This window comes from Streptomyces sp. NPDC033178, assembly GCF_055577685.1.
Window position 1 is genome coordinate 1 of the sequence record NZ_JBVIPT010000024.1, and the last position, 13,447, is coordinate 13,447.

The following is a 13,447-nucleotide window of genomic DNA, read 5'->3' on the forward strand; positions in this document are numbered from 1 at the left end:
CTGGAACCCCGACTGGTTCAAGGCCTTCCTCGGCGTCATGCTCCTGCTCGCCGCCCTCGTCAATCTGTGGGTCCGCCGCCAGGCCACCCGGAGGTGAACTGACCCGATGACAACCAACGAAGTCTCTCTCAACGGGACACATACGACGACCGCGTCCGACGCCACCGAGCCCATCGTGCAGCTGAGGGGCGCGGGCAAGGCCTACGGCAACGTCCGGGCCCTGCACAGCGTGGACCTGGCGGTGTATCCCAGCCAGGTGACCTGTGTGCTGGGCGACAACGGCGCCGGCAAGTCCACCCTCATCAAAATCATCTCCGGCCTGCACCAGCACACCGAGGGCGAATTCCTCATCGACGGCCAGGCCGTCCAGCTGAGCAACCCGCGCGAGGCCCTCGACAAGGGCATCGCCACCGTCTACCAGGACCTCGCCACCGTCCCGCTCATGCCGGTCTGGCGGAACTTCTTCCTCGGCTCCGAGATGACCAAGGGCCCCTGGCCGATCCGCCGCCTCGACATCGCGAAGATGAAGGCAACCGCGGACCAGGAACTGCGCCATATGGGCATCGTCCTGGACGACCTCGACCAGCCCATCGGCACCCTCTCCGGCGGCCAGCGCCAGTCCGTGGCCATCGCCCGCGCCGTCTACTTCGGCGCCCGCGTCCTCATCCTCGACGAACCCACCGCAGCCCTCGGCGTCAAACAGTCCGGCGTGGTCCTGAAGTACATCGCCGCCGCCCGCGACCGCGGCCTGGGCGTCATCTTCATCACCCACAACCCCCACCACGCCTACATGGTCGGCGACCACTTCAGCGTCCTGCGCCTGGGCACCATGGAACTCTCCGCCGCCCGCGCCGACGTCAGCCTCGAAGAACTCACCAACCACATGGCAGGCGGCGCCGAACTCGCCGCACTCAAACACGAACTCGCCCAAGTCCGCGGCGTCGACGTCGAGGGGCTTCCTGAAGAGAAGGACCTCACGGCCCTGTAGCGGCGTATCACGAAAGGACTACTCACAATGGCGAACGCATCGGCTGTCCGCACCTGATGCAGGTCGCCCCGGCTCCGGCTCCTCGCCCACATCGCCAAAGGCGCGACCTCGACAGGCGTGCGATCAGTGCCACCCCAGCACGGCAATGCCAAAAGCCCTGGCTGCTGGGGACATGCCGCGGTGGCCGTCGCCGATCTGTGAGGCCCGCCGTCCACCTCCGGGCCGAGGACGGCGGGCCTTCATCACCAAGGACAACGCCAACGAGGTCGCCAAGGGGCCACGGTCGTGATCGCCGTCTGCTCGACACCGTGAACGACCGCGCGGTCGAGGTATGACGTCCCAGGTCCCGCCGCCGCCTCCACCGCCCGTCGCCGATGTCTCAGGGCGACGTCTCCGGTGCCGTGTCACTGGTGCCGCGTACCACCAGCTTCGGGTCCAGTACGGCTTCCCGGGCTTCCAGCTCCGGCTTCTCCAGCCGCTCCACGGCGAACCGCACGGCATGCTCCGCCATGAGAGCCGCGTCCTGGCGGACGGTGGTCAGGCCAACGGGCATCAGATGGGAGAGGTGGCTGTCGTCGTACCCGACGACGGACACATCGCGCGGGACATCAACGCCGGCCCGCGTCAAGGCCATCAGCAGGCCCCACGCGCACCGGTCGTTGCCCGCGAGGACCGCCGTCGGCAGGCCCTGTCCCTGATCGCGCTCCGCCAGGAGCAGGCTGCCCGCCTCAATGCCCGACTCCTCCGTGTGCTTCCCGGGAATAACCCGCACCTCGGACTCCAGCCCGTGTCGGCGCATCGCGGCCCGGTAGGCGCGTCGGCGTTCGGCCGATCCGGGTCCCCGGCCGCCGTCGATGTGCACGATCCGGCGGTGCCCCAGTTCGACGAGATGCTCCATGGCCTGCTGCACGCCCTTGCCCTCGGCACTGTGCACGAAGTCCACGCGGGCGTGGGGCACTCGGCGGCTGACCGAGACGGTGGCCGTACGGCGTCCGAGTTCGTCGAGATAGGTGGCCTCGGCCTCCGGGCCGAGCAGGATCAGCGCCTCGCAGCGGTGGCTGAGCAGCGCCTCGGTTGCCTTCGCCTCGCTACGGCCATGAGTAGCCGCGGAGAGCAGAACGTCGTAGCCGAGGCGTTCGGCCTCGGGGTAGATCCCCGCGATGAGGTCCGCGTGGAAGGTCTGGTGCACCGTGAACATCACGCCGAGCGTGCGGCTGCGGCCACGGGCCAGCAGCCGGGCCGCGCTGTCGGGGTGGTAGCCGATCTCGTCGGCGACCCTCAGCACACGCTCGCGGGTCTCTTCGCTCGCCCCTGGCTGACCGCGGAAGATGATCGAGACGAGCGCCCGGGACACCCCCGCTTTCGCGGCTACGTCCGCCATCGTGGGCCGCTGCTTTCCCGACGCATCCACCTGTGAATCCACCCTCCGACGCAGCCACCCTACGGACCCGCTCGAAATCTCCCGGCAACAAGGTATTGACATGACATTTGGACAGGGGTCATCGTACACATACTAGAGCGCGCTAGTAGAGCGCGATAGCAGATTCTGTGAGAGTCCCCGTCCCTGGCACGAAAGGGAAACCAACGTGATGCCGTACGAAGTGCTGACCATAGGCCGTGTGGGAGTGGACGTGTATCCGCTCCAGACCGGTGTGGGCCTGGCGGAGGTCACCTCGTTCGGCAAGTACCTGGGCGGCAGCCCCACCAACGTGGCCGTGGCCGCCGCCCGGTACGGGCACTCCTCGGCCGTGATCACCAAGACGGGCCGCGACCCGTTCGGGGACTTCGTCCGCACGGCCCTGGACGGCTACGGCGTCGACACCCGCTTCGTCGGTACGTCGGACATCGCACCGACCCCGGTCACTTTCTGCGAAATCTTCCCGCCGGACGACTTCCCGCTCTACTTCTACCGACTTCCCAAGGCCCCCGACCTGGACATCCACGCCGAGGAACTGGACCTGGAGGCTGTGCGTGACGCCCGGATCTTCTGGGTCACCGGCACCGGGCTGAGCGAGGAGCCGAGCCGCTCGGCCACGCTGGCCGCGCTGGCGCACCGGGCGAAGGCGGGGACGACGGTCTTCGACCTGGACTGGCGGCCCACGTTTTGGAAAGACACAGCCCGGGCCGACCCGGACCAGGCCCGTACGTACTACGCCGAGGCCCTGCGCCACACCACCGTCGCGGTCGGCAATCTCGACGAGTGCGAGGTGGCCACCGGTGAGCGCGAGCCCTACGCCGCCGCGAAGGCACTGCTCGCCGCCGGTGTCGAGCTGGCCGTGGTCAAGCAGGGGCCGAAGGGTGTGCTGGCCATGGACCGCGACGGCTCGACCGCCGAGATCCCGCCCGTCCCGGTGGACGTCGTCAACGGACTCGGCGCCGGAGACGCCTTCGGCGGCGCGCTCTGCCACGGTCTGCTGGCCGGCTGGGACACCCGCCGCACGGTGACCTTCGCCAACGCCGCCGGCGCCGTCGTCGCGGGCCGTCTGTCCTGCTCCGACGCCATGCCCACGGAGGCCGAGGTCGACGCAAAGCTCCGCGAGGCGGCCCCCACCCCCAACGATCCTCTGCGAGAGGTGTGACGACGTGCTGTCCGAGAACGTGAGCCGGATCGTGGACGCCCGGGTGAACGCCCCTGGCGCCATCGCGGCGGCCGCCGCACGCCGTGTCAGAGCCGCCTCGCTGCTCGGCGAGCACGGCAAGGCGATGATCATCGCGGCGGACCATCCCGCGCGCGGAGCCAACGGCGTCGGCGGCGATCCCACCGCCATGGCCGACCGCTTCCAGTTGCTGGACCGCCTGTGCGTCGCCCTGGAGCGGCCCGGCGTGACCGGTGTGCTGGCCACCGCCGACATCCTCGAAGACCTGCTGCTGCTCGGCGTGCTCGACGGCAAGAGCGTCTTCGGCTCGATGAACCGGGCCGGGCTCGCGGGCTCCGCATTCGAGATCGACGACCGTTTCACCGGCTACGACGCCGAGACGATCGCCGCGATGGGCTTCGACGGCGGCAAGATGCTCACCCGCATCGCCCTCGACGACCCTGCGACCCCGTCGGCCCTGGAGAACACGGCCCGCGCCCTCGACGAACTGAACGACCGTCAACTCATAGCCCTGGTCGAGCCGTTCATATCGGCCTGGCAGGACGGACGGATCCGCAACGACCTCTCCACGGACGCTGTCGTCAAGTCGATCACCATCGCCTCGGGCCTGGGCCGCCGCACCGCCTACACCTGGCTGAAGCTCCCCGTCGTCGAGGACATGGAACGCGTCCTGGGCTCCTCCACCATGCCCGCGCTGCTGCTGGGCGGCGAGGTCAAGGACCCCGCCGCCGCCTTCGCCTCCTGGGGCAAGGCCCTCAAGCAGCCCACCGCGCAGGGACTGGTCGTCGGACGCTCCCTGCTCTACCCCTCGAACGGCGACGTCGCCGGCGCGGTCGACAAGGCGGTGAGCCTGCTGTGACCGACACGAGCAAGTACCACCTGCCGAAGGGGACTTCGGCCGACGGACCCTACGACCTCCTGGTCACGCCCGAGTCGGCGGGCTGGGGATACTCCGGCCTCAGGATCCTGACCCTGAAGCCGGGTGAGGCGCACGCCCTGTCCACCCATGACTCCGAGTTCCTGGTCCTGCCGCTGGCGGGCTCCTGCACCGTCACCACGGACGGCAGGGCCTTCGAACTCGCCGGTCGGACGGGCGTGTTCGCCTCCGCCACCGACTTCGCGTATCTGCCGCGCGAGTCGGAGGCCCTGATCAGCAGCGCGCAGGGAGGTCTGTTCGCGCTGCCCTCCGCCCGTACCGAGCAGGGAGGTCACTCGGCTCGGTACGGGCGCAAGGAGGACGTGCCCGTCGAGCTGCGCGGTGCCGGGAACTGCTCCCGCCAGGTCAACAACTACTGCCTGCCGGGCACGTTCGACGCCGAGCAGCTGCTGGTGTGCGAGGTCCTCACGCCCGGCGGCAACTGGTCCTCGTACCCGCCGCACAAGCACGACGAGGTCCGCACGGACGACAGCGGCCGGCCGGTCGAGTCCGAGCTGGAGGAGATCTACTACTTCCAGGTCGCGGGCGAGGACGGCTTCGCCTACCTGGGGGTGCCCCCGCGCGAGCGAAGCCGAGCGTGGGGGAGGGTCTACGGCACCCCGGAGCGGCCGATCGACGTGCTCGCCGAGGTCCGTTCCGGTGACACCGTCCTGATCCCGCACGGCTGGCACGGCCCGTCGATCGCCGCGCCCGGCTACGACCTCTACTACCTCAACGTCATGGCCGGCCCCGGCCAGGACCGCGCCTGGCTGATCTGCGACGACCCCGTCCACGGGTGGGTCCGCGGCACCTGGGAGTCCCAGACGAGAGACCCCCGGCTGCCGTTCGGGGCCAAGGAGACCGAGTGATGGAAACGATCAGGCTCACCACCGCACAGGCCCTCGTGCGCTTCCTGGCGAACCAGTACAGCGAGCGCGACGGCCAGGAACAGCGGCTGATCCCCGGGGTCTGGGGCATCTTCGGACACGGCAACGTGGCCGGTCTGGGCCAAGCGCTCCTGCAGGCCGCCGTCACCCAAGAGGCCGACCTGCCCTACTACTTGGCCCGCAACGAGCAGGGCATGGTGCACGCGTCGGTGGCGTACGCGAAGATGCGCGACCGGCTGGCCACCTTCGCCTGCTCGGCGTCGACAGGCCCCGGCTCCACGAACATGATCACCGGCGCGGCGCTGGCGACGACCAACCGCATCCCGGTCCTGCTGCTGCCCAGCGACATGTTCGCCACCCGCGCCGCCGACCCCGTCCTCCAGCAGCTGGAGGACACCCGCGGCGGGGACGTCACGGTCAACGACGCCTTTAGGGCCGTGTCCAAGTACTTCGACCGGATCTCCCGGCCCGAGCAGCTCATCCCGGCCGCGCTGGCCGCGATGCGCGTGCTCACCGACCCGGTCGAGACCGGCGCCGTCACGCTCTCGCTGCCCCAGGACGTCCAGGCCGAGGCGTACGACTGGCCCGTCTCCTTCTTCCGGCGCCGGGTGTGGCACGTGGGCCGCCCGGTTCCCGAGCCGGCCGCGATCGAGCGGGCCGCACGCCTGCTGCGCGGCGCGCGCAGGCCGCTGATCGTGGCCGGCGGCGGCGCCGTGTACTCCGGTGCCGAGACCCAGCTGCGCGCCTTCGCCGAGGCCACCGGCATCCCGGTGGCGGACACGCACGCCGGCAAGGGCGCGGTGCCCTGGGACCACCCGTACGCGGTCGGCGGCATCGGCTCGACCGGGTCGTACGCGGCGAACGAACTCGCGCGCAAGGCGGACGTCGTCCTCGGCATCGGCACCCGGTACAGCGACTTCACCACCGCCAGCCACACCGTCTTCGGCAACCCTGACGTCACGTTCGTCAACCTCAACGTGGCCCGCCTGGACGCCGTGAAGCACTCCGCGGAGCCGCTGGTGGCCGACGCCCGGCTCGGCGTCCAGGCCCTCGCGGGCGCGCTGACGGACTGGGAGGTCGAGCCGGAATACCGCGACCGCACCCGCCAACTCATCGCCCGGACACGGGAGATCGAGGACAAGTGCTTCAACGTCGGCCACGGTCCGCTGCCCGCCCAGACCGAGATCCTCGGCGCGCTCAACGACGTCCTGGGCGACCGCGACGTCGTCATCAACGCCGCCGGTTCGATGCCCGGTGACCTCCAGCAGCTGTGGCGGGCGCGGGATCCGAAGGCCTACCACGTGGAGTACGCGTACTCCTGCATGGGCTACGAGGTCGCCGCCGGCGCCGGCGCCAAGATGGCCGACCCGAGCCGCGAGGTCGTCGTCCTGGTCGGTGACGGCTCGTATCTGATGATGGCTCAGGAGATCGTGACCATGGTCTCGGAGGGCCTGAAGGTCATCATCGTGCTCGTCCAGAACCACGGCTTCGCCTCCATCGGCGCCCTGTCCGAGTCGCTCGGCTCGCAGCGCTTCGGCACCAAGTACCGCTTCCGCGACGACGATTCGGGCCTCCTCGACGGCGACGTCCTCCCGGTCGACCTGGCCGCGAACGCCTCCTCGCTCGGCGCAGACGTCCTGCACGCCACGTCCGTGGACGAGTTCCGCGCCGCGATGGAGAAGGCGAAGGCCGCGACCCGCACCAGCGTCGTGCACGTCGAGACCGACCTGTACGGGCCCAACCCGCCCGGCCACGGCTGGTGGGACGTCCCCGTCAGCCAGACCTCCGCTCTGGACTCCACCCGCGCCGCGTACGAGACGTACGCCGCGCACAAGCTCGCCCAGCGGCACTACCTCTGAGAGGGAACCTGACGTGACAACCATCCCCCACTGGATCAACGGTTCACCGGTCCCGGGCGCTGACACCGCCCCGGTGTTCAACCCGGCCACCGGCCAGGAGCAGGCGCAGGTCGCCCTGGGCTCGGCCGCCGACGTGGACACCGCCGTCACCGCCGCGGCGAAGGCCTTCGAGACCTGGTCCGAGTCCTCCCTCACCCAGCGCACCCAGGTGATGTTCGCCTTCCGGCAGCTCCTCGTCGACCACGAGGAAGAACTCGGCCGGATCATCTCCGCCGAGCACGGCAAGACCGTCGACGACGCCCGCGGCGAAATCACCCGCGGCCGCGAGGTCGTCGAGTTCGCCTGCGGCCTCGGCGACGTACTGAAGGGGTCCTTCTCCGACCAGGTCTCCCGCGGCATCGACGTCCACAACTTCCGCCAGCCCCTCGGCGTCGTCGCGGGCATCACACCCTTCAACTTCCCCGCCATGGTGCCCCTTTGGATGCACCCCATCGCCATCGCCACCGGCAACACCTTCATCCTCAAGCCGAGTGAGCGCGACCCGTCCGCCGCCAACTTCGTCGCCGAGCTGTACCAGCGGGCCGGGCTGCCGGACGGCGTCTTCAACGTCGTGCACGGCGCCAAGGAAGCAGTCGACGCCATCCTCACCCACCCCGGCATCGAAGCCGTCTCCTTCGTCGGCTCCACGCCGATCGCCAAGTACGTGCACGAGACGGGGATCGCGGCCGGCAAGCGGGTCCAGGCGCTGGGCGGTGCCAAGAACCACGCCGTCGTCCTCCCGGACGCCGACCTGGAGTTCGCCGCCAACCACATCACCGCCGGCGCCTACGGTTCCGCGGGCGAACGCTGCATGGCCGTCTCCGTCGCGGTCGCCGTGGGTGACGCGGCGGACGGGCTGGTGGAGGTGCTGGAGCGCAAGGCCCGCGAAGTGAAGGTCGGCCCCGGTGACGCCCCGGGCGTGGACATGGGCCCGCTGGTCACCAAGGCCGCGCAGGAACGCGTCGAGAACGCCGTCGGCACCGCCGCCACGCAGGGCGCCACCGTCGTCGTCGACGGCCGCGGGCTGAAGGTCGACGGCCACGAGGAGGGCTACTTCACCGGCCCCTCCCTCCTGGACCACGTCACCACCGAGATGGACGCCTACAAGGAGGAGCTGTTCGGCCCGGTGCTCGCCATCGTCCGCGCCGACTCCCTCGACGAGGCGATCGATCTCATCAACGCCAACCCGTACGGCAACGGAACCGCCCTGTTCACCGCCTCCGGCGAAGCAGCCCGCCGCTTCCAGCGCAACGTCAAGGTCGGCATGATCGGCGTCAACGTGCCGGTGCCCGTGCCGATGTCGTACTACTCCTTCGGCGGCTGGAAGGACTCCCTCATCGGCGACTCCCCCATCCACGGCGCCGAGGGCATCCGCTTCTACACCCGCCCCAAGGTCGTCACCACCCGCTGGCCCCAGCCCAAGCAGCAGGTGACCGCCGGCTTCGACTTCCCCACCTCCAACTGAGAGACCCCCTCCCCTCTCCCTCATCCTCTAAGGAGACGCCATGGCAACGGCGCCATCCCCGCTCCGCACCGTCGCAGGCAACCTCTGCCTGGGCTCCGCCCCCGACTCCTGGGGTATCTGGTTCCCCGAGGACGAGCACCAGGTGTCGTACACCCGCTTCCTCGACGAGCTGGCCACGGCCGGATACCAGTGGCTGGAGCTCGGACCGTACGGCTATCTCCCCACCGACCCGCAGCGGCTGAAGGCCGAGCTCGACGCCCGCGGCCTCCAGGTCTCCGGCGGCACCGCCTTCGGCGCACTGCACCGGCCGGAGGCCTGGGACGACATGCTCGCCCACGTCCGCCAGGTCGCCACGCTGACCGCCGCCGCGGGCGCCCATCACCTCGTGTTCATCCCGCCGATGTACCGGGACGAGAAGACCGGTGCGTTCACCGAGTCTCCCGAGCTGACCGCCGAGCAGTGGGCCGGCTTCGGCAAGGCCGCCGACCGGCTCGGCAGGCTGCTGCTCGACGACTACGACGTACGGCTCGTCATCCACCCGCACGCGGACAGCCACATCCAGACCCAGCCGGAGATCGAGCGGCTGCTCAACGAGTCCGACTCCCGCTACACCAACCTCTGCCTGGACACCGGGCACGTGGCGTACGGCGGGGGCGACAACCTCGACCTGATCCGCCGCTTCGGCGAACGCGTCGGCTACGTCCACATCAAGCAGATGGATCCGGCCGTGCTGGCCCAAGTGGCAGCCGAGGATCTGTCGTTCGGCGAAGCCGTCAAGCGCGGGGTGTGCGTGTCACCTCCGTCCGGTGTGCCGAACCCGGCCGACGTGGTAACCGAACTCGCCCAGCTGGACGCCGAGTTGTTCGTGATCGTCGAGCAGGACCTGTACCCGTGCGCTCCCGAGGTACCGCTGCCCATCGCGGTCAGCACCCGTGAGCACCTGGCCGACTGCGGGCTGACGGGTACCCGACGCCCGAACCTCGACCGGTAGGAGGCTGCCATGGACGTCAGGGACGACGCGGCTCAGACCCCGCCCCTCACGAACGACGCCCCGCCCGCCGTCTCCCGGCGGCTGCGCGTCATCACCCTGATCGCCACCTTCGGCGGACTGCTCTTCGGCTACGACACCGGTGTCATCAACGGCGCCCTCCCGTACATGACCGACGATCTGGGCCTCACCCCCTTCACCGAGGGCATGGTCACCAGTTCGCTGCTCCTCGGCGCGGCACTGGGCGCGGTCACCGGCGGCCGGCTGTCGGATGCGCGCGGACGTCGCCGTACGATTCTCGTCCTCGCCGTGGTGTTCTTCGTCGGCGCGCTGGGCTGCACGCTGGCACCGAACACCGCGGTCATGGTGGTGGCCCGGTTCGTGCTCGGCCTCGCGGTGGGTGGCGCCTCGGTGACCGTGCCCGTCTACCTCGCGGAGATCTCGCCCGCCGAGCGGCGCGGCGCGCTGGTCACCCGTAACGAACTGATGATCGTCAGCGGCCAGTTGCTCGCCTTCACCTCCAACGCGATCATCGCCCGGGTTGGCGGCGAGTCCGGCGGTGTCTGGCGCTGGATGCTCGTGCTCGCCACGATCCCGGCCGTCGTGCTCTGGTTCGGCATGCTGGTGATGCCGGAGAGCCCGCGCTGGCTGGCCTCCCAAACCCGCTTCGGCGAAGCCCTGGAAGTCCTCAAGCAGGTACGGTCCCGGCAGCGCGCCGAGGCCGAACTCGCCGAGGTGTCCGCGCTCGCCGTCAATGAGGAGAAGCAGAAACTCGGCGGCTGGCAGGACATGAAGTCCACGCTGTGGCTGCGCAAGCTGATGTTCGTCGGTTTCGGCATCGCGATCGTGCAGCAGATCACCGGCGTCAACACGATCATGTACTACGGCACCCAGATCCTCACCGACGCCGGCTTCGCCGCCGACAGCGCGCTCACGGCGAACATCGCCAACGGCGTGATCTCGGTGCTGGCGACCTTCGTCGGAATCTGGCTGCTGGGCCGCGTGCCCCGTCGGCCGATGCTGATGACCGGTCAGATCGGCACGACAGCAGCCCTGTTGCTGATCGGTGTCTTCTCTCTGGTGCTGCCGTCCGGCGACGGCCGGGCGTTTGCCGTGCTCGCGATGACGGTCACCTTCCTCGCCTTCCAGCAGGGCGCGATCTCACCGGTGACCTGGCTGATGCTGTCGGAGATCTTCCCGATGCGGATACGCGGCTTCGGCATGGGCGTCGCGGCCGTGGTGCTGTGGCTGACCAACTTCGCGATCGGACTGGTCTTCCCGTCCCTGGTCTCCGGCATCGGAGTCTCCAACACGTTCTTCCTCTTCGTGGTGGCGGGCGTCTTCTCGCTCACCTTCGTCAAGCTCTACGTCCCCGAGACCAAGGGCCGCACCCTCGAAACGCTCGAAGCCGAACTCCGGGCCCGCTACTCCTGATCCCTCTCCTTCTCAAGGAATCGACATGACCGTACGTGTAGGTGTCATCGGCGCCGGAATGATCGGCCAGGACCACATCCGCCGCCTCACCGATGTCGTCACCGGTGCCACCGTCACCGCCGTGACCGACATCGACCAGGCCCGCGCCGCCGAGGTGGCCGCCCGCGTCGGCGCCACCGCGCTGCCGACCGGTGCCGATCTGATCGACTCCCCCGACGTGGACGCCGTCCTCGTCACCTCCTGGGGCCCCACCCACGCCGAGCACGTCCTGAACGCCATCGCGGCCGGTAAGCCGGTGTTCTGCGAGAAGCCGCTGGCCACCACCGCCGAGGACTGTCTGCGTGTCGTCGAGGCGGAGCGTGCCCACGGCCGCCGTCTGGTCCAGGTCGGCTTCATGCGCCGCTTCGACCCCGGCTACCGCCAGATGAAGGAGGTCCTCGCCTCCGGTTCCATCGGCGCCCCGCTGATCGTGCACTGCGCACACCGCAACCCGACCGTGCCGGACGCCTACACCTCGCGGATGGCCGCGCAGGACACCGCCGTGCACGAGATCGACGTACTGCGCTGGCTGCTCGACGACGAGATCGTCTCCGCCCAGGTGATCACACCGCGCGCCACGAGCAAGCGGTTCGCGCACCTCAAGGACCCGCAGATCATGCTCTTCGAAACCGAGAACGGGGTCCGCATCGACCTGGAGGTCTTCGTCAACTGCCAGTACGGCTACGACATCCAGTGCGAGACCGTCGCCGAGGACGGCCTCGTACGGCTGCCCGACCCGGCCGCCGTCGGGGTCCGCACGGCCGGCCGCCACGGCACCGCCGTACTGCAGGACTGGAAGTGGCGTTTCGCCGACGCCTTCGACACCGAGTTCCGCGAGTGGATCGCCTCCGTCGAGGCAGGCACCGAGCCCACCGGCCCGTCCGCATGGGACGGCTATGCCGCCACCGTCATCACCGACGCCGCCGTGCGGTCCCTGGACTCCGACAGCACCGTCGTCACCGTCGACATGAAGCCCCGCCCGGCCCTTTACGGAGGCACCGCATGAAAATCGCCCTCGACCCGTACATGCTCCGCGCTCTGCCGATCGACGACATGGTGCGCACGGTCGCCGAACTCGGCTACGAGCACATCGAGTTGTCGCCCCGCGACGACTTCATGCCCTTCTTCCTGCACCCTCGGGCGAACGACGAACGCGTCGCCGCGCTGAAGAACTCCCTGCGCACACACGGCGTGAAGCTGTCCTCCATACTGCCGCTGTACAAGTGGTCCTCGCCCGACGAGACCGAGCGGCAGGCCGCGGTCCGCTACTGGAAGCGGATGATCGAGATCACCGCCGACCTCGAATGCCCGCTGATGAACTCGGAGTTCAACGGCCGCCCGGACCGCGCCGCGGAGAGCGAGGCGGCGTTCTGGCGCTCGCTGGAGGAGCTGCTGCCGCTGTTCGAGCGCGAGGGCATCGCCCTCAACCTGGAGGCCCACCCGGACGACTTCTGCGAGGAGAACACCCCGGCCGTCGACCTCGTACGGGCGATCAACAAGCCCTGGGTGAACTACCTCTACTGCGCCCCACACACCTTCCACCTCTCCGGGGCCGCCGAAGTCGGCGCGGACATCGCGAAGATGATGCGCTACGCCGGGGACAAGCTCCAGCACGTGCACATCGCCGACTCCTTCAACCACAAGGGCTCCTCCGGCCTGCGCTACATCCTCAACCCGCCCGGCACCACCGCCCGCATCCACCAGCACCTCGACATCGACCAGGGTGAAGTCGACTGGGACGCCTTCTTCGGCACACTCCGCGACCTCAACTTCGATGGCGTCGCCACCGCCTGCGTCTTCGCCTGGGAGGAACGCGCCCGCGAGTCCTCGACCTTCATGCTCGACCGCATCACCAAGGAACTCGCGGCATAATCCGTCCGTCGGAGTCCGGCAGCGCCCTGCGTTCGCCCCAGGGCGCCGGGCGCTGCGCACAGTGCGGTCCAGGCGTTCGGGGGCTTCGGCGTTGGAGCGGTTGGTGTCGGCCAAACTCCGTTTCTGATGGCCAGCGGAGGTCTCAGATCGAGGTCCGGGGCCGGAGCACCCCCGCATCGACGAGGACCAACAGCCGATCGTCTGCGCCAGGCTATGCTCCGTTCGCTCGGCGTCGTCCTCGGACGCCATGTCCAGGGACGCCTCGGCCACGTTCAGTACCCGCCTCAGCGACCAGGTGTGCCTGTCGACACCCTGGGGGATGGCGAGACTCTCGTCACACGCCTCCCAGCCTGCCGCGATGGA

Annotated in this window: 11 protein-coding genes; 10 read left to right on the top strand and 1 reads right to left on the bottom strand. The window is 69.5% G+C overall.

The features are described from left to right. Nucleotides 1-106: 106 nt before the first annotated feature. Nucleotides 107-988: an ATP-binding cassette domain-containing protein gene (locus tag ACZ5VQ_RS41930; RefSeq protein ID WP_469109608.1), complete on the top strand. Its 882-nt coding sequence runs from the start codon at nt 107-109 to the stop codon at nt 986-988. 379 nt (nt 989-1,367) lie between these two features. Here the strand turns inward: ACZ5VQ_RS41930 and ACZ5VQ_RS41935 are convergent, their stop codons facing one another. Continuing rightward, nucleotides 1,368-2,369 (bottom strand): LacI family DNA-binding transcriptional regulator, encoded by a 1,002-nt coding sequence (locus ACZ5VQ_RS41935; RefSeq protein ID WP_469109609.1) that lies wholly within the window; start codon nt 2,367-2,369, stop codon nt 1,368-1,370. A gap of 208 nt (nt 2,370-2,577) precedes the next feature. Here ACZ5VQ_RS41935 and iolC point away from each other — a divergent pair, with 208 nt between their 5' ends. The 9 genes from iolC to ACZ5VQ_RS41980 are packed head-to-tail and all read left to right on the top strand — an operon-like array spanning nt 2,578 to nt 13,084. Then, nucleotides 2,578-3,567: a 5-dehydro-2-deoxygluconokinase gene (gene iolC / locus ACZ5VQ_RS41940; protein WP_469109610.1), complete on the top strand. Its 990-nt coding sequence runs from the start codon at nt 2,578-2,580 to the stop codon at nt 3,565-3,567. Nucleotides 3,568-3,574: 7 nt separating this feature from the next. Continuing rightward, on the top strand, nt 3,575-4,444 hold the full coding sequence (locus ACZ5VQ_RS41945; RefSeq protein ID WP_469109727.1) for a Cgl0159 family (beta/alpha)8-fold protein: 870 nt from the start codon (nt 3,575-3,577) through the stop codon (nt 4,442-4,444). Then, on the top strand, nt 4,441-5,370 hold the full coding sequence (gene iolB / locus ACZ5VQ_RS41950; RefSeq protein WP_469109611.1) for a 5-deoxy-glucuronate isomerase: 930 nt from the start codon (nt 4,441-4,443) through the stop codon (nt 5,368-5,370). Before ACZ5VQ_RS41945 ends, iolB begins: the two co-directional genes overlap by 4 nt. After that, nucleotides 5,370-7,247, top strand: a complete 1,878-nt coding sequence (gene iolD, locus ACZ5VQ_RS41955) for a 3D-(3,5/4)-trihydroxycyclohexane-1,2-dione acylhydrolase (decyclizing) (protein WP_469109612.1) — start codon at nt 5,370-5,372, stop codon at nt 7,245-7,247. Before iolB ends, iolD begins: the two co-directional genes overlap by 1 nt. A gap of 13 nt (nt 7,248-7,260) precedes the next feature. Next, the gene (locus ACZ5VQ_RS41960) at nt 7,261-8,751 is read left to right on the top strand and encodes a CoA-acylating methylmalonate-semialdehyde dehydrogenase (protein ID WP_469109613.1); all 1,491 of its coding nucleotides are present in this window, start codon (nt 7,261-7,263) and stop codon (nt 8,749-8,751) included. 40 nt (nt 8,752-8,791) lie between these two features. Beyond that, on the top strand, nt 8,792-9,742 hold the full coding sequence (locus tag ACZ5VQ_RS41965; RefSeq protein ID WP_469109614.1) for a TIM barrel protein: 951 nt from the start codon (nt 8,792-8,794) through the stop codon (nt 9,740-9,742). Between the two features lie 9 nt (nt 9,743-9,751). Beyond that, nucleotides 9,752-11,173: a sugar porter family MFS transporter gene (locus ACZ5VQ_RS41970; RefSeq protein WP_469109615.1), complete on the top strand. Its 1,422-nt coding sequence runs from the start codon at nt 9,752-9,754 to the stop codon at nt 11,171-11,173. A gap of 25 nt (nt 11,174-11,198) precedes the next feature. Further along, nucleotides 11,199-12,218 (top strand): Gfo/Idh/MocA family oxidoreductase, encoded by a 1,020-nt coding sequence (locus ACZ5VQ_RS41975; RefSeq protein WP_469109616.1) that lies wholly within the window; start codon nt 11,199-11,201, stop codon nt 12,216-12,218. Beyond that, a complete protein-coding gene (locus ACZ5VQ_RS41980; RefSeq protein WP_469109617.1) occupies nt 12,215-13,084 on the top strand; it encodes a sugar phosphate isomerase/epimerase family protein in 870 nt (289 codons plus the stop codon). The genes ACZ5VQ_RS41975 and ACZ5VQ_RS41980 overlap by 4 nt, the downstream gene beginning before the upstream one ends. Nucleotides 13,085-13,447: the final 363 nt, after the last annotated feature.

Coding starts and splice junctions, on each gene's coding strand:
- ACZ5VQ_RS41980 (WP_469109617.1), top strand. CDS start 12,215: ATGAAAATCGCCCTCGACCCGTACATGCTCCGCGCTCTGCCGATCGAC.
- ACZ5VQ_RS41935 (WP_469109609.1), bottom strand. CDS start 2,369: ATGGCGGACGTAGCCGCGAAAGCGGGGGTGTCCCGGGCGCTCGTCTCG.
- iolC (WP_469109610.1), top strand. CDS start 2,578: ATGCCGTACGAAGTGCTGACCATAGGCCGTGTGGGAGTGGACGTGTAT.
- iolD (WP_469109612.1), top strand. CDS start 5,370: ATGGAAACGATCAGGCTCACCACCGCACAGGCCCTCGTGCGCTTCCTG.
- ACZ5VQ_RS41930 (WP_469109608.1), top strand. CDS start 107: ATGACAACCAACGAAGTCTCTCTCAACGGGACACATACGACGACCGCG.
- ACZ5VQ_RS41965 (WP_469109614.1), top strand. CDS start 8,792: ATGGCAACGGCGCCATCCCCGCTCCGCACCGTCGCAGGCAACCTCTGC.
- ACZ5VQ_RS41970 (WP_469109615.1), top strand. CDS start 9,752: ATGGACGTCAGGGACGACGCGGCTCAGACCCCGCCCCTCACGAACGAC.
- ACZ5VQ_RS41975 (WP_469109616.1), top strand. CDS start 11,199: ATGACCGTACGTGTAGGTGTCATCGGCGCCGGAATGATCGGCCAGGAC.